Source organism: Streptomyces sp. NBC_01476 (assembly GCF_036227265.1).
Classification (GTDB): domain Bacteria; phylum Actinomycetota; class Actinomycetes; order Streptomycetales; family Streptomycetaceae; genus Actinacidiphila.
This window is the reverse complement of sequence record NZ_CP109446.1, coordinates 5,785,339-5,802,749: the sequence shown is the minus strand read 5'-3', so window position 1 is coordinate 5,802,749 and position 17,411 is coordinate 5,785,339. Positions and strand designations below refer to the sequence as shown.

Here is a 17,411-nt window from a genome sequence, read left to right as displayed (position 1 = left end):
CCCGTGGCTGTCGCTGGTTTCGCTACGAGTCGTAGCGTAACTGTCCGGCCGGAGAGCCCGCACGGCCGCCCGATGTGATCCCGGTCACTCGTCACGTAACCTACCGGCCGGTATGGTCCGGCGTATGTGTCCGCTCTCCCCGGCCTCCCACAACCGCCGCACCGGCCGCCCCCGGAGCGCCGACGCCGACCGCGCGATCCTGGCGGCGACCCGGGAGGCGCTGGCCGAACTGGGCTGGAGCGGGCTGACGCTGGGCGACGTGGCGGCCCGGGCCGGCGTCGCCAAGACCACCCTCTACCGGCGCTGGGCGGGGAAGAACGAGCTGGTGGTGGACGCGGTGGCGGCGCTCTTCGAGGAGCAGCTGGAACTGCCGGACCTGGGCAGCCTGCAGGCCGACATCCAGGGTGTGGTGCTCCGCTTCGCCGCCCTGCTGGACCGTCCGGAGACCAAGACCGCGCTGATGGCGTGCATCGCCGAGGCCACCCACGACGACGCGCTGCGGCTGCGGATCCGGGACGCGATCGTGGACCGGCAGAAGCATCTGGTGCTGACCGGCCGGGTCCGTGCCCAGCAGCGAGGGGAACTGCCGCCGGACGACGGCCCGGCCGACCCGGCCCGCGACGACCTCATCTTCGACGTCGTCGCGGGCTCCGTCGTCCACCGGGTGATGGTCAGCTCACAGCCGGTGGACGACGCGTGGGCGCTGCGGCTCGCCCGGCTGCTCGTGGTCGGGCTCGCCGGGGTGCACAACGGGCCGTGAGTGGGCGTCCGTCCGGGCCGCAGCGCCTGCCGGCCGTCAGGCCTCGGCCTCCACGCCCGCCACGAAGTGGTCGAACTCCCCTGCCCTGACGCCCTTCACGAACGCCTCCCACTTGGCAGGGGTGGTCACGGCCACCACCTCCGGCTGCTCTGTCTCGCGGATGTAGACCATCCCGTCGTCACCGACGGTCGCTTCGAGGGACACGAGGCTCCTTCCTCGCAGGGCCGGTTGGGTCCGTACGAGGTTACGAGGCAACCGCCGGTAGCGGATCGTGCTTCGCGGGCGATGATCAGAAGCGGGCCGGCTCGGTGTACGAGCCCCACTCCTCCCGCAGCACCCCGCAGATCTCACCGAGCGTCGCCTCGGCGCGTACCGCGTCCAGCATCGGCGGGATCATGCTGCCGTCGCCCCGCGCCGCGGCCAGTATCGCGGCGAGCGCCGCGCGTACCGCCGGCTCGTCCCGGGCCGCCCGGCGGGCGCCGAGCGCCTGCACCTGCTCGCGCTCGACTTCGTGGCTCACCCGCAGGATCTCCAGATCGCCGGTGACCGAGCCGGTGTTGCGGTTCACCCCGACCACGCCCTTCTCGCCCTTCTCCAGCGCCCGCTGGTACCGGAAGGCGGACTCGGCGATCTCACCGGTGAAGTAGCCGTCCTCGATGCCGCGCAGGATGCCCGAGGTGACCGGGCCGATCGGGTGCCTGCCGCTGGGCACCGCCTTGGCGCCCAGCTCCCTGATTCGCTCGAAGATCTTCTCGGCGTCCTGCTCGATCCGGTCGGTGAGTGCCTCCACGTACCAGGAGCCGCCCAGCGGGTCGGCGACATTGGCGACGCCGGTCTCCTCCATCAGCACCTGCTGGGTGCGCAGCGCGATCTCCGCGGCCTGCTCGCTGGGCAGCGCCAGGGTCTCGTCGAGCGCGTTGGTGTGCAGCGAGTTGGTGCCGCCGAGCACCGCGGACAGCGCCTCCACCGCGGTACGCACCACGTTGTTGTACGGCTGCTGGGCGGTGAGCGAGACCCCGGCGGTCTGGGTGTGGAAGCGCAGCCACTGCGCCTTGTCGGTCCTGGCGCCGTACTCGTCGCGCAGCCAGCGCGCCCAGATCCGGCGGGCCGCGCGGAACTTCGCGATCTCCTCGAAGAAGTCCAGGTGGGCGTCGAAGAAGAAGGAGAGCCCGGGGGCGAAGCTGTCCACGTCCATGCCGCGGGACAGGCCCAGCTCCACATAGCCGAAGCCGTCGGCGAGGGTGTACGCCAGCTCCTGTGCGGCCGTCGCCCCCGCCTCGCGGATGTGGTAGCCGGAGACCGAGAGCGGTTTGTAGGCCGGGATCGCGGTGGCGCAGTGCTCCATCAGGTCCCCGATCAGCCGCAGGTGCGGGTCGGGGGCGAAGAGCCACTCCTTCTGGGCGATGTACTCCTTGAAGATGTCGGTCTGCAGGGTGCCGTTGAGCACCGCCGGGTCCACGCCCTGGCGCTCGGCGGCGACCAGGTACATGCAGAAGACCGGGACCGCGGGGCCGGAGATCGTCATGGAGGTGGTGACGTCGCCCAGCGGGATGCCCCGGAAGAGCACCTCCATGTCGGCGGCGGAGTCGATGGCGACCCCGCAGTGGCCGACCTCGCCGAGCGAGCGGGGGTCGTCGGAGTCGCGGCCCATCAGCGTCGGCATGTCGAAGGCGACCGAGAGGCCGCCGCCGCCGGCCGCGAGGATCATCTTGTAGCGCTCATTGGTCTGCTCGGCGTTCCCGAACCCGGCGAACTGCCGGATGGTCCAGGTACGGCCCCGGTAGCCGGTGGCGTACAGCCCGCGGGTGAAAGGGAACTCCCCCGGCCAGCCGATCCGCTCGAACCCGGGCACGTCGGCGCCGGGCGGTGGACCGTACACCGGCTCCACCGGGTCGCCCGAGAGGGTGGTGAAGTCGGCTTCGCGCTTGCGCGCGGAGTCATAGCGTGCCTGCCAGCGCTGGCGGCCTGTCTCGATGCCGTGGGCGTCCATGCTTCCAAATTTACTAGGACGTCCAAGTAAATGTCGATGAGGCGCGGCTCACCACCGCGGCGAGCCGTACCCGAAGGGGGGAGAACGTACGGAATCAGACCTTGACGGCTTCGGTGGTCTCCGGGTGGACCACCTGGGGGGCCAGCTCGCGTGTGACGCGGCGCTCGACGAAGAACGCGGCGGTCGGGACCGTACCGGCCAGCAGCACCCAGACCATCCGGTTGATCGGCCACTTCGCCTTGTTGCACAGGTCGAAGGCGAAGACCAGGTACACCACGTAGAGCCAGCCATGGGCGAAGCCGACGATGCCGGTGACCTTGTCCGCGCCGTCGATGTTCAGGACGTACTCGGCGATGACGGAGAGGGTGAGCGCGATCAGCAGCACGCCCGTCACATAGGCCATCACCCGGTAGCGGGTCAGCACGCTGGATTTCATGGAAACGAGCCTAACCGGTCGGAACACCGCGGCTGAGGCGGGGAGCGGTTACCGCCCGGCCCCAGGTCAGGCCGCTCCGGTCGGTTCCGGGCCGGAGTGGCCGGCCGGTCCGGCCAGTCGGTCCGCGGGTCGGTCCCGCCGGTCCGCGGGTCGGTCCCGCCGGTCAGGCCGCTCCGGCCGTCCGCGGGTCAGTCCTCGTCGAAGTCGCCGGCCGCTATCCGCAGCGGGCGCAGCAGCGCGAAGATCTCGCCGCACTCCTCCTGGTCGTAGACGCCCAGGCCGAAGTCCATCGCCATCAGCTCCCGCGTGGCGGCCTCCACGATCTCCCGGCCCTTGTCGGTGATGGAGGCCAGCGTGCCGCGGCCGTCGTTGGGGTTGGGGCGCTTGTCGACCAGACCGGAGGCGACCAGCCGGTCCACCGTGTTGGTCACCGAGGTGGGGTGGACCATCAGGCGCTCGCCGATCTTGGACATCGGCAGCTCGCCGGCCTTGGAGAAGGTGAGCAGCACCAGGGCCTCGTACCGGGCGAAGGTCAGCCCGTACGGTCTGACCACCGCGTCCACCTGCCCGAGCAGGATCTGCTGGGCGCGCATGACCGAGGTGATGGCGGCCATCGACGGCACGCCGCCCCAGTGCCGCGTCCACAGTTCGTCGGCGCGGGCGATCGGGTCGAAGGGAAGACTCAACGGCTTCGGCACGCGCCAGAGCCTACCCGCCGGTCACCGTACCGGGACGGTCAGCGGGACCGCCCCGCCCGCAGGTGCGCGGCCACCGGTTCGAGCGCGCGGTGGTACGCGGCCAGGTCCTCGGGGGAGATCAGGTCGATGAAGTGGGCGCGGACCGAGGCGACATGCCGGGGCGCGACCTCGCGCATGACGTCCCAGCCCTGCTCGGTGAGGACCGCGTACAGACCGCGGCGGTCGGACTCGCAGTTCTCCCGGCGGACCAGGCCGACCGCTTCCATCCGCGTGATCTGGTGGGAGAGCCGGCTCTTGGACTGCAGGGTGGATTTGGCCAGGTCGCTCATCCGCAGCCGCCGGTCCTCGGCCTCGGAGAGGTTGACCAGGATCTCGTAGTCGTTGTTGGTCAGCCCGAAGGGCTGCAGGTCGCGCTCCATCTGGTACATGAGCAGCCGGCTGACATCGAGGTGGAGGCGCCAGGCCCGCTGCTCGTCCGCGTTGAGCCAGTCGGTGGTGGCGTCGTCCTTGGTCTCGGTCTCCATGAACCGATTCTACCGTCGGTTGAATCACGAAGGACCGCCAGGGTAGCCAACCGATCACGGGCGGTGCGCTGTTGGCCCCGGAAATACCGGACGACGCTGGTCAGCCGCCTGCTCCCGGCACTCCGGGCCCTGCCGTCAGCGGCACCCCACCGGTCGCCAGCTCCCCCATCAGCACCTCGGTGGACTGCATCAGCACCTGTCCCGCGCCGGTGAACTCGAACTGGTGCTCCTCGCCGGAGGCGCCGCCGAGACCGGTGAGCTGCCGGATGCCGCCGAGCACCCCCCGCAGATAGGCGTGGTCGAAGTGGTGGCAGGGCGAGGGGCAGTCCGCCCAGCCGACCACGGCCTGCGGGTCCACCCGGATCGGCGGCTCCACGAAGTGCACGGCGCCGTTGGAGGCGGCCACGAACTTGCCGGTGCCGATCAGGGTGAGGAAGCCGGGGATGATCGACTGCTTGAGGGCGAGCCCGGGCTGGTAGGCGAGCAGGTTGCCGGAGCGGATGGTGAGGTTGCCGTCGTCCAGGTCGTAGGAGTTGATGTCGTACGACCGGTCGGCGAGCAGCATCTTGCCGCGGCCCTGGGCGACGACCCAGTCGGCGGCGTGCATCGGGGAGTGGAAGTTGGCGGCGATCAGGCTGTCGAGCGGGCCGTGGCCGATGCCGTGGAAGTCGATCTGCCCGTAGTAGGCGATCATCTTCCCCTTCTGCAGGAACCACTGGCCGTTCAACTCGACGCTGAACGCGTACGGGTTGACGTTGTCGTCGGAGGGCAGCGAGTACGGGTCGTGGACCACCGGCCCTGCACCGCCGGGCGGCTTGAGCGCGTCGCTCACAGTTTCTCCTCCGACGCCTGGACGTAGACCGTTCCCTGGCCGGACAGTTCCAGCTGGAAGCCCTCGCCGGAGCCGCGGCCGACCATCTCGCGCCAGCCGAGCGCCGTGGTCAGCTTGTTGCGTACCTCGCCGCGGTGGGCGACGTACGCCTGCGGGTCGACGTGCACCGGGCGGCCGGGGGTGATCGGCAGCTCGATGACGCCGCCGTGGGCCATCACCGCGACCGAGCCCTTGCCCTGCAGCGTGGTGGTGAACAGGCCCTGTCCGGTGACCTGTCCGCGTATCACGCCCATCACACCACCCTGCGAACCCATGAACATCGTGCCCTGCCGCAGCGAGCCGTCGAACGCCAGCAGCCGGTCCGCCTCGACATAGAGCGTCTCGCCGTTGAGGTCGACGGTGTGGATGTGGTGGCCGCCGTGCCCGAACATCACCGTGCCGTTGCCCTCCACGGTCATCAACGGCGTCGCCTCGTTGGCCAGCCGGCGCCCGATCATCGCCATGGCGCCGCCCTGCCCGCCGGTGATGCTGGGCGTGAAGGAAACCGCGCCGCGGTACGCGAGCATCGCGCCGCGCTGGCTGAACAGCCGCTGCCCGGGGGTGACGGGCGCCTCCACCATCTTGGCGTTGATCCTGCTGAACGGCACTACAACTGCCCCCCGATCGTGTTGCGTTCGCTGGGCTGGACGTAGACGAGCCCTTCGCCCTCGAAGCGGATCTGGAAGCTCTCGCCGGAGCCCTCGCCCATCAGCGTGCGCCAGCCGATCTGGGTCTGGAGCTGCTGGCGCAACTGGCCGACGTGGGCGACGTACGCCCCGGGGTCCACGATCAGCGGGTACGCGGCGGAGACCCGCAGCACGATCGCCGGGCCGTCGGACATGATCGCGGCCTGGCCGGTGCCCTCGACGGTGGTGGTGAACAGGCCGTTGCCCTGGGAGGCGCCGCGCATACCGGTGAAGGTGGTGCCGGTGCGCAGCGACGGCTCGGTGGCCAGCAGGTTGCTCGCCTCGACGTACAGCTTCTCGCCGCCGAGACGGACCAGGTTGATCTCGGTGGCCCGGTCGGCGAAGTAGCAGGTGCCGTGGCCCTTGACCTCCATCACCGCCATCGCCTCGCCGGAGATGCGACGGGTGACCAGGCCCCGCAGGCCCTCGCCGCCGCCGGTCATCTTCTTGAACGTCATCTCGCCGTCGTAGGCGACCATCGCGCCGTTCTTCGCCTTGACGGCGTCGCCGTTGAGGTCGACGGCGAGCACCCGCGATCCTTGCAGCCGGAAAATCGCCATGTCTCAGACCGTATCCGGGATCAGGCGGGGTCGGCGGTGGATGAGCGCTGCCGGACCGGCAGCGGTTCCTTCTGTGTTCCGCCCGCCTCGCCCGCGGCCACCTCGACCTCCAGCAGCGAGGCGCCGCGGCACTGCGCCTCGAAGGCGGCGTGCCCGCCGCGCAGGCCGAAGAGCCGCTTGCCGATGAGGATGTAGAGCACCGCGAGGATGTTGAGCGCCAGCGTGCCGATCTTGAACCAGCTGAGCTTCTCGGTGAGTTCGTAGACCTCGACCGGCAGGAAGGCGGCCGTCGCCACCACCGCGAGGTACTCCGCCCAGCGCTTGGCGAACCACAGGCCGACGCCCTCGACGAACTCGATCAGCCCGTAGAGCAGCAGCAGGCCGGCCGCCGCGTGCAGGGTGGACTTCTTGTAGTCGAAGACCTTCTGGATGCTGTCGATGACCGGGGAGTGGTCCAGGTCGTAGTGGAAGTGGTCGGCCACCGGGCGGAAGGCGGTGAGGTCGCTCTCGAAGAGCTGGTGGACCGCGTCCTGGGAGTTGCTGAACTTCCACACCGCCCACGCGGCGAGCACCACCAGCACACCGCGCAGCACCCGCTCGACGGCGAGGAACCGCAGGATGAACAGGTCACGCAGCGCCCGGCCGCGGGGCACCAGCGGCGCCAGCTCGGCGGGGCCGCTGCCGTGCGGCTCGCCGAGGACGAAGTCGCCGCAGCGCAGGCAGCGCCAGACCGTGCCCACCGCGGTGCTCGCGTGCAGCCTGTTGCGCAGGCCGGCCTCGTCGGGCGCGTAGGTGATGTGGCCCTTGCGGGAGCAATGGCGGCGGTCCCAGTCGATGCTCATGGTGTCCGGTCCCCCGTTGTCGGCGTTCCATCGGTGTTCTCTGGCGTTCTCTGGCGTTCTCGGGTGTGCTCAGGTGGTGCTCCCGGGCGTTCCCCGGCGGCGGTACGGCCGCCGCCGCGCGCTTCTGCGAAGAGGGACGTTATCGCCCGCCGCGCGGTTGCCGACCCCAGGGACAGCTCATCGATACGGTCCGGTGATAATGGACGAAACCTTGTGATCACGTTCACAAGACCGCTCACCCGTTCCGTACCGCTCGTCGACCGTGAGGTTCCCGTGGAACTGAAGACCGCCGCCGCTCTGCGCCGGCTGCGTTTGATCTCCGCCCCGGAGGCGGTGTCGTTCCTTCTGCTGCTGATCTGCTCGGTGCTCAAGCGCACCACCGACTTCAACGCCGTGCCCGTGATGGGGATGGTGCACGGTGTGCTCTTCATCCTCTACGTGGTCTTCTGGGCGCTGGCCTGGGCCCGGGTCCGCTGGCCGCTGGGCCGGGCGGCGCTGTACGCGGTGCTCTCGGTACTGCCGACCGGCGGGTTCTTCGCCGAGCGGATGCTGGCCCGCGAGTGCGAGGCCGCGGTGGCCAGGGCCCGTACCGCCGCCGGCGAGGTGCCGGCGTCAGAAGCGGTGGGTGCGGCATGATCGTCGCCTTCTCCGTCAGTCCGCTCGGCGTCGGTGAGGACGTCGGAGAGTATGTGGCCGACGCGGTGCGGGTGGTCCGGGAGTCCGGGCTGCCGAACCGCACCGACGCGATGTTCACCTCGATCGAGGGCGAGTGGGACGAGGTGATGGACGTGGTCAAGCGGGCGGTCGCCGCCGTCGAGGCCCGCTCCCCGCGGGTCTCGCTGGTCCTCAAGGCCGACATCCGGCCCGGTGTCACCGACGGGCTCACCTCGAAGGTGGAGACCGTGGAGCGCTACCTGGCCCCGTAACGCCGGTGCTCACGGCAGCCCGCCGCCGGCCAGCGCGACCCCCAGCGGCGTCCGCTCGTACAGCACCTGGTGGCCGTAGCGGCGCGACGCGAGCAGCCCGGCGTCCCGCAGCACCACCAGGTGCGCGGAGACCGAGGACATCGCGAGAGCGTGCCGGTGGGCGAGGGCGGTCGTGGTGCTGGGCGCGTCGAGAGCGGTGAGGATGGCCGCCCGGTTGGCGCCCAGCAGCCGGATCAGCGCGGTCGAGGCGGCCGGGCCGGTCTCCGCCCACAGCCCGCCGATGCCGCGGGCCGGATAGACCACCGTCGGCTGCCACGGCGGGTCGAAGGCGCTGCCCGCCTCCGGCCAGAAGAAGACACTGGGCACCAGGACGAGCCCCTGCCCGCCGGCCTCCGGCAGCCGCGGCACATGGCCGGTGGTGGTCAGCGCCCCGTCGGACCAGCTCAGTTTGGGATGCAGCCCGGTGAAGAGCCGCTGCATGCCGCCGTCCGCCAGCCGCCGCGCGTGATAGGCCACATCGGCCTCCAGGACGGCCCGCAGCCGTGGCCAGTGCGGCAGCAGCAGCGCCGCCCACACCTGTTCGTAGAGGGCGGCCAACTGCCGTACGGCGTCGGCCGGATCGGCCAGCATCGCCCGGCCGCGGCGCATCCGGTCGGCGCCTGGGGTCTGCGCGAGCGCGGCGGCCATCTGGCGGCGGGCGATGTCGGGCGCGGTGGCCCGGACCGTGTCGAGTTCGTCCTCCAGCGTGGCCAGCGGGGCGTCCGGCAGCGGGTGCAGGAAATCCGGACCGTGGCCGTTCTCCGGCGAGAGCAGCCGCAGCGGGGTCAGATCCAGGCCGGCCGCGGCGCCGCGGACCTGCCGCAGCCAGGGCAGGTGGTAGCCGTGGCGGTCGGGGCGGGAGAGCGTACGGATCGCGGCCTGTGTCTCGCGGAGCGGCGAGATGGCGAATCTGCAGCGCAGCAGGTCCTCTGCCGCAAATCGCATGCGAAACGACATCACGACCCCCAAGATTCGGTTCTGGCCGAAAGACTACGACGGGTGGGGCCAATGCCACCAGTGTGATGTCATGACAACGGACAGCGAGCACTCTTCTCGCGGTGGCAACCACCCTTCGCCGGCCGGATCAGCCCCCGCTCCCACCACCCCTGGGAGCAGCGAGGACAGCCGCAGCAAGTACGGTGCGGTGTTCGCGGTCCGCGAGTTCCGGCCGATTTTCGCCGCCCATGTGCTGTCCGTGCTGGGCAGTGTGTTCGCCGAGGTCTCGCTCGCCGTCCTGGTCTTCCGCCAGACCGGTTCCGCGGTGCTCACCGCGCTGATCTTCGCCCTGGGTTTTCTGCCGTACGCGCTCAGCGGGGTGCTGCTCTCCGGCATCGCCGACCGGCTGCCCACCCGTCAGGTGCTGGTCTCCTGCGACCTGGTGTGCGCGGCCTGCGTCCTGGTGATGGCGGTGCCCTCGACCCCGCTGGCGCTGCTCTTCGTGCTGCGTACCGTGGTCTCGATGGTGACGCCGCTCTTCACCGGCGCGCGGGCCGCCAGCCTGGCCGACATCCTGCACGGCGACCTGTTCATCCTGGGCCGCTCGCTGGTGCGGATCGTCTCGCAGAGTTCGCAGATCATCGGGTACGGCATCGGCGGTCTGGTCCTGGTGTGGCTGGCGCCGCGCACCGCGCTGTGCATCACCGTGGGCACCTTCCTGTGTTCCGCCCTGCTGCTGCGGCTCGGCACCCGGGCGCTCGCGGCGCGGGTCTCCGGCACCGGGGCGATGATGCGCGACTCGATCGCCTCGGCCGGACGGCTGCTGAGCAGCCCGCGGATCCGGGCGCTGCTGCTGATGTGGTGGCTGCCGCCGATGTTCTGCGTGGTGGCCGAGGGCGTCGCGGCGCCCTTCGCGGACGCGGCCGGCGCCGGCACGGCGGGCTTCGGCGTCCTGCTCGCCGCGATGCCCGCCGGGACCGTCATCGGGGAGATCGCGGCCGGCACCCTGCTCGACCCGTTGGCGCGTGAGCGGGTCGCGATTCCGCTGGCGGCCATCTCCATGGTGCCGTTCGTCTGCTTCGTGGTGCACCCGACGCTGCCGTTCGCCATCGCCCTGCTGCTCTGTACCGGCCTGTGCATGGCCTACTCGCTGGGCATCGACAAGTGGTTCGTGCTCGACGTCCCCGAGGACATGCGCGGCCGGGCCATGTCGCTGCTCGCCGCGGGCATGATGACCCTTCAGGGCCTGGGCATGACGGTCGGCGGCGCGGTCGCCGAGTGGGTCCCGCCCTACGCGGTCATCGCCGGCGCGGGCGCGGTGGGCACCGTCTCCGTCCTGCCGGTCCTCAAGTCCGTCCGGCACACCCGCCGTATCCAGGCGGCCACCGCCGCCTGACGCCCCACCCCGCCCGCTCCCCACGCGTGACCGGGAAGAGCGCCGGCAGCGCCGGGCCGGGGAGCCGGCGGCGATCCTCGACGCGGCCGACGACGCCGCCCGGCAGCCGGCCCACGGGACCGGAACGGGCCCCGGCCCGCGGTCCGGGGCGCCGGTGGCTCTACTGGCCGGTGAGGCCCGCGACGAGTTCGTCGGCGGCCGCGTACGGGTCGAGGGTGCCCGCGGCGACTCGGGCGGCGAGCGCCGGCAGCTGGGCGTCGCCGTGCAGGGTGCCGATACGGGCACGCAGCGCGGTGACGGCGATCGTCTCGACCTCGCGGGCGGCGCGGGTGCGCCGGCGCTCGGTGAGCGCGCCGCCGGCCTCCAGCCAGGCCCGGTGCTTGTCCAGCGCCTCGATGACCTCGTCGATGCCCTCGCCGCGCGCGGCGACCGTCTTGACGATGGGCGGGCGCCAGTCGCCCGGCTCGCGGGACTCGCCGAGGCCCAGCATGTGGTTGAGCTCGCGGGCGGTGGCGTCGGCGCCGTCGCGGTCGGCCTTGTTGACGACGTAGACGTCACCGATCTCCAGGATGCCGGCCTTGGCGGCCTGGATGCCGTCGCCCATGCCGGGGGCCAGCAGCACCACCGAGGTGTCCGCCTGTGCGGCGATCTCCACCTCGGACTGCCCGACACCGACCGTCTCGACCAGGATGACGTCGCAGCCGGCCGCGTCGAGCACCCGGATGGCCTGCGGGGCGGCCCAGGCCAGGCCGCCGAGGTGGCCGCGGGTGGCCATGGAGCGGATGTAGACGCCGGGGTCGGAGGCGTGCTCGGACATCCGCACCCGGTCGCCGAGCAGCGCCCCGCCGGAGAACGGCGAGGAGGGGTCGACGGCGAGCACGCCGACCCGCTTGCCCGCCTTGCGGTACGCGCTGACCAGCGCCGAGGTCGAGGTGGACTTGCCGACGCCGGGCGACCCGGTCAGCCCCACCACGTAGGCGCCGCCGGTGAGCGGTGCCAGCGCCGCCATCACCTCGCGCAGTTGCGGGGAGGCCCCCTCCACCAGGGAGATCAGCCGGGCGACGGCCCTGGGCCGGCCCTCCCGCGCCTGCTCGACCAGCGTGGCCACATCACTGTGCGACGCGGTGCGCCTCCCGGCACCCGGCGGCGGTGTCGGCGGCCGGCCGTGCTCGCCGGCTCGTTCCTCGCTCACTGTGCGCGTTCTCCCTCTCGACACCGGCGCGCCCTTCGGCTCACGCGCCGGCCGCTGCCGTCTTCCCGGCCACCCGGATGATCAGTGCGTCGCCCTGGCCGCCGCCGCCGCACAGCGCCGCCGCCCCGACCCCGCCGCCGCGCCGCCGCAGTTCGAGCGCCAGGTGCAGGACCAGGCGTGCTCCGGACATCCCGATCGGGTGGCCCAGCGCGATGGCGCCGCCGTTCACGTTCACCTTTTCAGGTGTCACACCCAAGTCCTTCATCGACTGGACCGCAACCGCGGCGAACGCCTCGTTGATCTCGATCAGATCGAGGTCACCGACGGTCAGACCGGCCTTCGTGAGCGCGTGGTTGATGGCGTTGGACGGCTGGGACTGGAGCGAGTTGTCGGGCCCCGCCACATTGCCGTGCGCGCCGATCTCGGCGAGCCAGCTCAGGCCCAGCTCCTCCGCCCTGGCCCGGCTCATCACCACCACCGCGGCGGCGCCGTCGGAGATCTGCGAGGAGGTGCCGGCCGTGATGGTGCCGTCCTTGGAGAACGCCGGACGGAGCCTGCCGAGGGATTCGGCGGTGGTCTCCGGGCGGATGCCCTCGTCCTGGCTGAAGACCACCGGCTCGCCCTTGCGCTGCGGGACCTCCACCGGCACGATCTCGGCGTCGAAGAGCCCGTTCTTCTGCGCCGCGGCGGCCCGCTGGTGGGACAGGGCCCCGAAGGCGTCCTGCGGGGCGCGCTCGATGCCGAGCCGGGCGTTGTGGTGTTCGGTGGACTCGCCCATCGCGATGTTCTCGAAGGCGTCGGTGAGGCCGTCGTACGCCATCGCGTCGAGCATCTCGATCGCGCCGTACTTGTGGCCCTCACGGGACTTGGGCAGCAGGTGCGGGGCGTTGGTCATCGACTCCTGGCCGCCGGCCACCACGATGTCGAACTCGCCGGCCCTGATCAGCTGGTCGGCGAGCGCGATGGCGTCCAGGCCCGACAGGCAGACCTTGTTGACGGTCAGCGCGGGGACGCTCATCGGGATGCCGGCCTTGACGGCGGCCTGGCGGGCCGGGATCTGTCCCGCGCCGGCCTGCAGCACCTGTCCCATGATCACGTACTGCACCTGGTCCCCGGTCACGCCGGACCGCTCCAGCGCCGCCTTGATCGCGAAGCCGCCGAGCTCCGCCCCGGAGAAGCCGCGCAGGCTGCCCAGCAGCCGGCCCATCGGAGTCCTGGCGCCTGCGACGATCACGGACGTACGTGCTGCCTGGCTGCTCATGCTGTGGCCCCTTCGGCAGAAGAGAGATGTTAACGAGGGTTATCTCCAATGTACTGACCGGTAGCGCCGGGGTCACCGGGCGCAACGTGTGATGGCGCGCACGTTGCGTAACCACACGGTCATACGGTGCACTGTGGGGATGCTGACTCGCATCGACCACATCGGCATCGCGTGCTTCGACCTCGACGCGACCGTCGCGTTCTACCGGGCCACCTACGGCTTCGAGGTCTTCCACAGCGAGGTCAATGAGGAGCAGGGGGTGCGCGAGGCCATGCTGAAGATCAACGAGACCCCGGACGGCGGCGCTTCCTACCTGCAGCTGCTGGAGCCCACCAGGGACGACTCCGCGGTCGGCAAGTGGCTGGCGAAGAACGGCGAGGGCGTGCACCACATCGCCTTCGGTACCGGGGACGTCGACACCGACTCCGAGGCCATCAGGGACAAGGGCGTACGGGTGCTGTACGACGAGCCGCGCCGCGGTTCGATGGACTCCCGGATCACCTTCCTGCACCCCAAGGACTGCCACGGGGTGCTGACCGAGATCGTCACCGCGGCAAAGGATCTCAAGGAGCGGCAGAGCACCCTGCACCCCTGACCCAACCCCCGTGCTGCCCGGTAGAGTGACCGGCGGAAGTACCGAGAATCTCACCCGGTTGGCGGGTGAGGACGCCAGGAGACCGATGGGACCGCGGAGTGCGGGGCAACGACAGCTACCGGGCTGACGACCAACTCTCTCTGCTCGACGCCGAACTGGAACGCCTTCGGACCGAGCGGGGCAAGGCCGTCGACCACGCCGACGACCTCGGATACCAGGTCGAGGTGCTGCGCGCCAAACTGCACGAGGCGCGGCGCAATCTGGCCGCGCGTCCTGCGTACGACAACATCGGCCATCAGGCCGACCAGTTGCTCCGCAATGCCCAGATCCAGGCCGACCAGCTGCGCGCCGACGCCGAGCGCGAGCTGCGCGAGGCCCGCGCGCAGACCCAGCGGCTGCTGCAGGAGCAGGCCGAGCACCAGGCCCGCTTCGAGGCCGAGTGGCACGCCGAGGCGATCGCCCGCCGCCGCCAGCTGGACGAGGAGCTCGCCGAGCGGCGGGCCACCGTCGAGACCCATGTCAACGAGAACGTGGCCTGGGCCGAGCAGCTGCGGGCCCGCAGCGAGTCGCAGGCCCGCCGGCTGCTGGACGAGACCCGCGCCGAGACCGAGGCCACGCTGGCCGCCGCCCGCACCGAGGCGGCCCGGGTCGCCGAGCAGACCAGCCAGCGGCTGACCGCGGACGCCGAGACCGCCCGCGCCGAGGCCGAGCAGCTGCTGCGCCGGGCGCGCACCGACGCCGAACGGCTGCTGACCGCCGCCTCCGCGCAGGCCCAGGAGGCCACCAGCGAGGCCGAGCAGCTGCGTACCACCACCCGCGGCGAGTCCGACGAGGCCAGGGCCAGGGCGATCGAGCTGTCCCGGCTGGCCGAGGAGCGGCTGCGGGAGGCCGACGAGGCGCTGCGCACCGCCCGTGCCGAGGCCGAGCGGCTGCGCGACGAGGCGACGGCCGGCGCCGCCAAGCGGCTGGCCGCCACCGAGTCGGAGAACGAGCAGCGCACCAGGACCGCCCGCGCCGAGATCGCCCGGATGGTCAACGAGGCCACCCGCGAGGTCGAGGCCGCCAAGGCGGAGGCCGAGCAGACCGTCGCCGACGCCCGCGCGGACGCCGAGCGGATCCGGGTGGAGGCCACCGAGGCGGCCCGCGCGGCGGCCTCCGAGGACGCCGCCGCCCAGCTGGCACAGGCCGCCCGCTCCGCCGAGGAGATCCTGACCAAGGCGTCCGAGGACGCCCGCTCCACCACGAAGGCCGCCGCAGAGGAGGCCGAGCGGATCCGCCGGGAGGCCGACGCCGAGGGCCAGCGGCTGCGCGCCGAGGCCGAGGCGTCCGCCCAGGAGCTGCGCGGCGCCGCCCAGGACGACACCGAGGAGTACCGGGCCAGGACAGTAGAGCTGCAGGAGGAGGCCCGCCGGCTGCGCGGCGAGGCCGAGCAGCTGCGGGCCGACGCGGTCGCCGAGGGCGAACGGATCCGCGGCGAGGCCCGCCGCGAGGCGGTGCAGCAGATCGAGGAGGCGGCCAGCAAGGCCGAGGAGCTGCTGGCCAGGGCGAAGGCCGACGGCGAGGAGGTGCGGCAGAGCGCCGCCACCGAGGCGGACCGGATGCGTACCGAGTCCGTGGAGCGGGCCTCCGCGCTGAACGCCAAGGCGGAAGAGGCGCTGCGGGCCGCCCGCGCGGAGGCCGAGGAGCTGCGGGCCGAGGCCGAACGGCAGGCCGGCGCACTGCGGGACGACGCAGAACGGGCCGCCCAGGAGCAGCGCGCCGAGGCCGACACCCTGGTGGCCCGGATGCGCGCCGAGGCCGAGACCGACCTGGTGCGCCTCCGCGAGGAGGCCGAGTCCCGGGTCACCGCCGCAGAGCAGAGCCTGCGGGACGCCAACGCCGAGGCGGACCGGATCCGCGGCGAGGCCGAGCAGGAGGCCGAGCGACTCCGGACCGAGACCGCCGAGCGGGTCAGGACCCTGCAGGAGCAGGCCGAGACCGAGGCGGTACGGCTGCGGGACGAGGCGGCCGCGGACGCGGCACAGAGCCGCGCCGAGGGCGAGAGCATCGCCGTACGGCTGCAGGCGGAGGCCACCGCCGACGCCGAGCGGCTGCGGACCGAGGCGCAGGAGACCGCGGACCGGGTACGTGCCGAGGCCGCCACCGCCGCCGAGCGGATCGGCCTGGAGGCAGCCGAGGCGCTGGCCGCGGCCCAGGAGGAGGCGGCCCGCCGCCGCCGCGAGGCCGAGGAGCTGCTGGGCGCGGCCCGTACCGACGCCGAGCAGGAGCGCGACCGGGCCGGGCGGGAGAGCGAGGAGCTGCTCGCCGCCGCCCGCCGCCGGGTCGAGGAGGCCGCCGCCGAGGCGGACCGGCTGGTCGCCGAGGCCGAGCAGCGGTCCGCCGAAATGGTGGCCGCCGCCGAGCAGACCGCCCAGCAGGTCCGGGACTCGGTCGCGCATCTGCACCAGGAGGCCGAGGAGGAGATCGCCGGGCTGCGCTCGGCGGCCGAACACGCGGCGCAGCAGCTGCGGTCGGACGCCCAGGGCGAGGCGGACCGGCTGCACGCCGACGCCAACTCCGAGCGCGAGCGGGCCTCCGAGGACGCGGCGCGGATCCGCCGGGAGAGCCAGGAGGAGGCCGAAGCGGCCCGTTCGCTGGCGGACCGTCAGGTCAACGAGGCGATCGAGGAGTCCGACCGGCTGCGCGCGGAGGCCCGCGAGGACGCCAACCGGATGCGTACCGACGCCGCCGGGCAGGCCGACCAACTGGTCAGCAAGGCGCGCGAGGAGGCCGAACGCCTCGGTATCCTGGCCAGGGACACCCTGGAGAACGCCGAACGGGACGCCGAGAACACCCGGAACGAGTCGCAGCGGATTCTGGACGAGGCCCGCGAGGCGGCCAACAAGCGCCGCAGCGAGGCCGCCGAGCAGGCGGACGAGCTGATCGGCAAGGCGCAGGCGGAGGCCCGGCAGACCGCGGCCGAGGCCGAGGAGCGGGCCGACGCGATGGTCGGCGCCGCCCGCGACGAGGCCGAACGGATCGTCAGCGAGGCCACCATCGAAGGCAACAGTCTGGTGGAGCGGTCCCGGACCGACGCCGATACGATGCTGCGCGAAGCCCGCCAGGACCAGACCGCCATCAGGGAGCGGACCGAAGAACTGCGCTCCCGTACCGAATCCGAGGTCGAGGCCCTGCACGAGCGGGCCCGTAGGGAGGCCGCGGAGGCGATGAAGTCCGTCGGCGAGCGGGTGGACAAACTGGTGGCCGCGGCCACCGAGCAGCTCGCCGAGGCGGAGGCGAAGGCCGCCGAGATCAAGTCCACGGCCACGGCGGAGGCGAGCAAGGTCCGGATCGCCGCCGTGAAGAAGGTCGAGGGCCTGCTCAAGGAGGCCGACCAGAAGAAGGCCGAAGCCGAGCGGGAGGCGGAGCGCGTCAAGGCGGAAGCGCGTGCCGAGGCCGAACGCACGGTGGGCGAAGGCAGAAGAGAACTGGAGATCCTGGTGCGCCGCAGAGAAGACATCAATGCGGAGATCTCCCGTGTCCAGGACGTGCTGGAGGCGTTGGAGTCGTTCGAGGCACCGGGCAGCGCAGGTTCCAAGAGCACCGTAGCCGCAGGTGCCGGCGCCGGAACCACCCGAACGAGCGGCAAGCGTATCGACGATGCTCCACTCGATTGAGCGGACCTTTTTCATACCTGATGCGCAATGGCTCGGTGACACG

Annotated in this window: 18 protein-coding genes; 6 read left to right on the top strand and 12 right to left on the bottom strand. The window is 72.0% G+C overall.

From position 1 onward, the window contains the following. The first annotated feature begins 124 nt into the window (after window positions 1-124). Window positions 125-760, top strand: coding sequence for a TetR/AcrR family transcriptional regulator (locus OG552_RS25545; RefSeq protein WP_329136738.1), 636 nt, complete (start codon window positions 125-127; stop codon window positions 758-760). A 36-nt stretch (window positions 761-796) separates the two neighbouring features. Here OG552_RS25545 and OG552_RS25540 read toward each other — a convergent pair whose 3' ends face one another. The 9 genes from OG552_RS25540 to OG552_RS25500 form a co-directional block, all read right to left on the bottom strand. Next, a complete protein-coding gene (locus OG552_RS25540) occupies window positions 797-964 on the bottom strand; it encodes a DUF397 domain-containing protein (RefSeq protein ID WP_443071032.1) in 168 nt (55 codons plus the stop codon). Window positions 965-1,049: 85 nt separating this feature from the next. After that, the gene (locus OG552_RS25535; RefSeq protein WP_329136736.1) at window positions 1,050-2,750 is read right to left on the bottom strand and encodes an acyl-CoA mutase large subunit family protein; all 1,701 of its coding nucleotides are present in this window, start codon (window positions 2,748-2,750) and stop codon (window positions 1,050-1,052) included. A 94-nt stretch (window positions 2,751-2,844) separates the two neighbouring features. Further along, window positions 2,845-3,186: a DUF3817 domain-containing protein gene (locus tag OG552_RS25530; RefSeq protein WP_329136734.1), complete on the bottom strand. Its 342-nt coding sequence runs from the start codon at window positions 3,184-3,186 to the stop codon at window positions 2,845-2,847. Between the two features lie 188 nt (window positions 3,187-3,374). Then, complete coding sequence (locus OG552_RS25525) at window positions 3,375-3,884, bottom strand: MarR family winged helix-turn-helix transcriptional regulator (RefSeq protein ID WP_329136732.1); 510 nt, start codon at window positions 3,882-3,884, stop codon at window positions 3,375-3,377. A 38-nt stretch (window positions 3,885-3,922) separates the two neighbouring features. Further along, complete coding sequence (locus tag OG552_RS25520) at window positions 3,923-4,408, bottom strand: MarR family winged helix-turn-helix transcriptional regulator (RefSeq protein WP_329136730.1); 486 nt, start codon at window positions 4,406-4,408, stop codon at window positions 3,923-3,925. 100 nt (window positions 4,409-4,508) lie between these two features. Next, window positions 4,509-5,240 (bottom strand): AIM24 family protein, encoded by a 732-nt coding sequence (locus OG552_RS25515; protein ID WP_329136727.1) that lies wholly within the window; start codon window positions 5,238-5,240, stop codon window positions 4,509-4,511. Beyond that, window positions 5,237-5,887 carry an AIM24 family protein gene (locus OG552_RS25510; protein ID WP_329136725.1) on the bottom strand — a complete coding sequence of 217 codons (651 nt, stop codon included), beginning with the start codon at window positions 5,885-5,887 and terminating at the stop codon, window positions 5,237-5,239. Before OG552_RS25510 ends, OG552_RS25515 begins: the two co-directional genes overlap by 4 nt. Beyond that, on the bottom strand, window positions 5,887-6,525 hold the full coding sequence (locus OG552_RS25505; protein WP_329136723.1) for an AIM24 family protein: 639 nt from the start codon (window positions 6,523-6,525) through the stop codon (window positions 5,887-5,889). The genes OG552_RS25510 and OG552_RS25505 overlap by 1 nt, the downstream gene beginning before the upstream one ends. 20 nt (window positions 6,526-6,545) lie before the next feature. After that, complete coding sequence (locus tag OG552_RS25500; protein ID WP_329136721.1) at window positions 6,546-7,367, bottom strand: DUF2127 domain-containing protein; 822 nt, start codon at window positions 7,365-7,367, stop codon at window positions 6,546-6,548. A gap of 273 nt (window positions 7,368-7,640) precedes the next feature. On the opposite strand from OG552_RS25500, the gene OG552_RS25495 reads away from it, so the two are divergent. Together OG552_RS25495 and OG552_RS25490 are read left to right on the top strand one after the other, a co-directional pair. Next, window positions 7,641-8,003, top strand: a complete 363-nt coding sequence (locus OG552_RS25495) for a DUF3817 domain-containing protein (protein WP_329136720.1) — start codon at window positions 7,641-7,643, stop codon at window positions 8,001-8,003. Then, entirely contained in the window at window positions 8,000-8,293 is a 294-nt protein-coding gene (locus OG552_RS25490; RefSeq protein ID WP_329136718.1) for an MTH1187 family thiamine-binding protein, read from the top strand. The genes OG552_RS25495 and OG552_RS25490 overlap by 4 nt, the downstream gene beginning before the upstream one ends. A gap of 9 nt (window positions 8,294-8,302) precedes the next feature. On the opposite strand, the gene OG552_RS25485 is transcribed toward OG552_RS25490, so the two are convergent. Further along, a complete protein-coding gene (locus OG552_RS25485) occupies window positions 8,303-9,289 on the bottom strand; it encodes an ArsR/SmtB family transcription factor (protein ID WP_329136717.1) in 987 nt (328 codons plus the stop codon). 70 nt (window positions 9,290-9,359) lie between these two features. On the opposite strand from OG552_RS25485, the gene OG552_RS25480 reads away from it, so the two are divergent. Then, window positions 9,360-10,664, top strand: coding sequence for an MFS transporter (locus OG552_RS25480; RefSeq protein ID WP_329136715.1), 1,305 nt, complete (start codon window positions 9,360-9,362; stop codon window positions 10,662-10,664). A gap of 160 nt (window positions 10,665-10,824) precedes the next feature. Here the strand turns inward: OG552_RS25480 and meaB are convergent, their stop codons facing one another. Continuing rightward, a complete protein-coding gene (meaB, locus tag OG552_RS25475) occupies window positions 10,825-11,772 on the bottom strand; it encodes a methylmalonyl Co-A mutase-associated GTPase MeaB (protein ID WP_329141117.1) in 948 nt (315 codons plus the stop codon). A gap of 124 nt (window positions 11,773-11,896) precedes the next feature. Next, window positions 11,897-13,117, bottom strand: coding sequence for an acetyl-CoA C-acetyltransferase (locus OG552_RS25470; protein WP_329136713.1), 1,221 nt, complete (start codon window positions 13,115-13,117; stop codon window positions 11,897-11,899). Between the two features lie 139 nt (window positions 13,118-13,256). Here OG552_RS25470 and mce point away from each other — a divergent pair, with 139 nt between their 5' ends. Together mce and scy are read left to right on the top strand one after the other, a co-directional pair. Further along, window positions 13,257-13,712 carry a methylmalonyl-CoA epimerase gene (mce, locus tag OG552_RS25465; protein WP_329136711.1) on the top strand — a complete coding sequence of 152 codons (456 nt, stop codon included), beginning with the start codon at window positions 13,257-13,259 and terminating at the stop codon, window positions 13,710-13,712. 98 nt (window positions 13,713-13,810) lie between these two features. Beyond that, complete coding sequence (gene scy, locus OG552_RS25460; protein ID WP_329136709.1) at window positions 13,811-17,368, top strand: polarized growth protein Scy; 3,558 nt, start codon at window positions 13,811-13,813, stop codon at window positions 17,366-17,368. Window positions 17,369-17,411: the final 43 nt, after the last annotated feature.

Excerpts from the sequence above, each read along its gene's own strand:
- OG552_RS25490 (WP_329136718.1), top strand. The coding sequence starts at position 8,000 with ATGATCGTCGCCTTCTCCGTCAGTCCGCTCGGCGTCGGTGAGGACGTC.
- OG552_RS25480 (WP_329136715.1), top strand. The coding sequence starts at position 9,360 with ATGACAACGGACAGCGAGCACTCTTCTCGCGGTGGCAACCACCCTTCG.
- OG552_RS25485 (WP_329136717.1), bottom strand. The coding sequence starts at position 9,289 with ATGTCGTTTCGCATGCGATTTGCGGCAGAGGACCTGCTGCGCTGCAGA.
- OG552_RS25535 (WP_329136736.1), bottom strand. The coding sequence starts at position 2,750 with ATGGACGCCCACGGCATCGAGACAGGCCGCCAGCGCTGGCAGGCACGC.
- OG552_RS25500 (WP_329136721.1), bottom strand. The coding sequence starts at position 7,367 with ATGAGCATCGACTGGGACCGCCGCCATTGCTCCCGCAAGGGCCACATC.
- OG552_RS25505 (WP_329136723.1), bottom strand. The coding sequence starts at position 6,525 with ATGGCGATTTTCCGGCTGCAAGGATCGCGGGTGCTCGCCGTCGACCTC.
- OG552_RS25545 (WP_329136738.1), top strand. The coding sequence starts at position 125 with ATGTGTCCGCTCTCCCCGGCCTCCCACAACCGCCGCACCGGCCGCCCC.
- OG552_RS25520 (WP_329136730.1), bottom strand. The coding sequence starts at position 4,408 with ATGGAGACCGAGACCAAGGACGACGCCACCACCGACTGGCTCAACGCG.
- OG552_RS25530 (WP_329136734.1), bottom strand. The coding sequence starts at position 3,186 with ATGAAATCCAGCGTGCTGACCCGCTACCGGGTGATGGCCTATGTGACG.
- OG552_RS25470 (WP_329136713.1), bottom strand. The coding sequence starts at position 13,117 with ATGAGCAGCCAGGCAGCACGTACGTCCGTGATCGTCGCAGGCGCCAGG.
- mce (WP_329136711.1), top strand. The coding sequence starts at position 13,257 with ATGCTGACTCGCATCGACCACATCGGCATCGCGTGCTTCGACCTCGAC.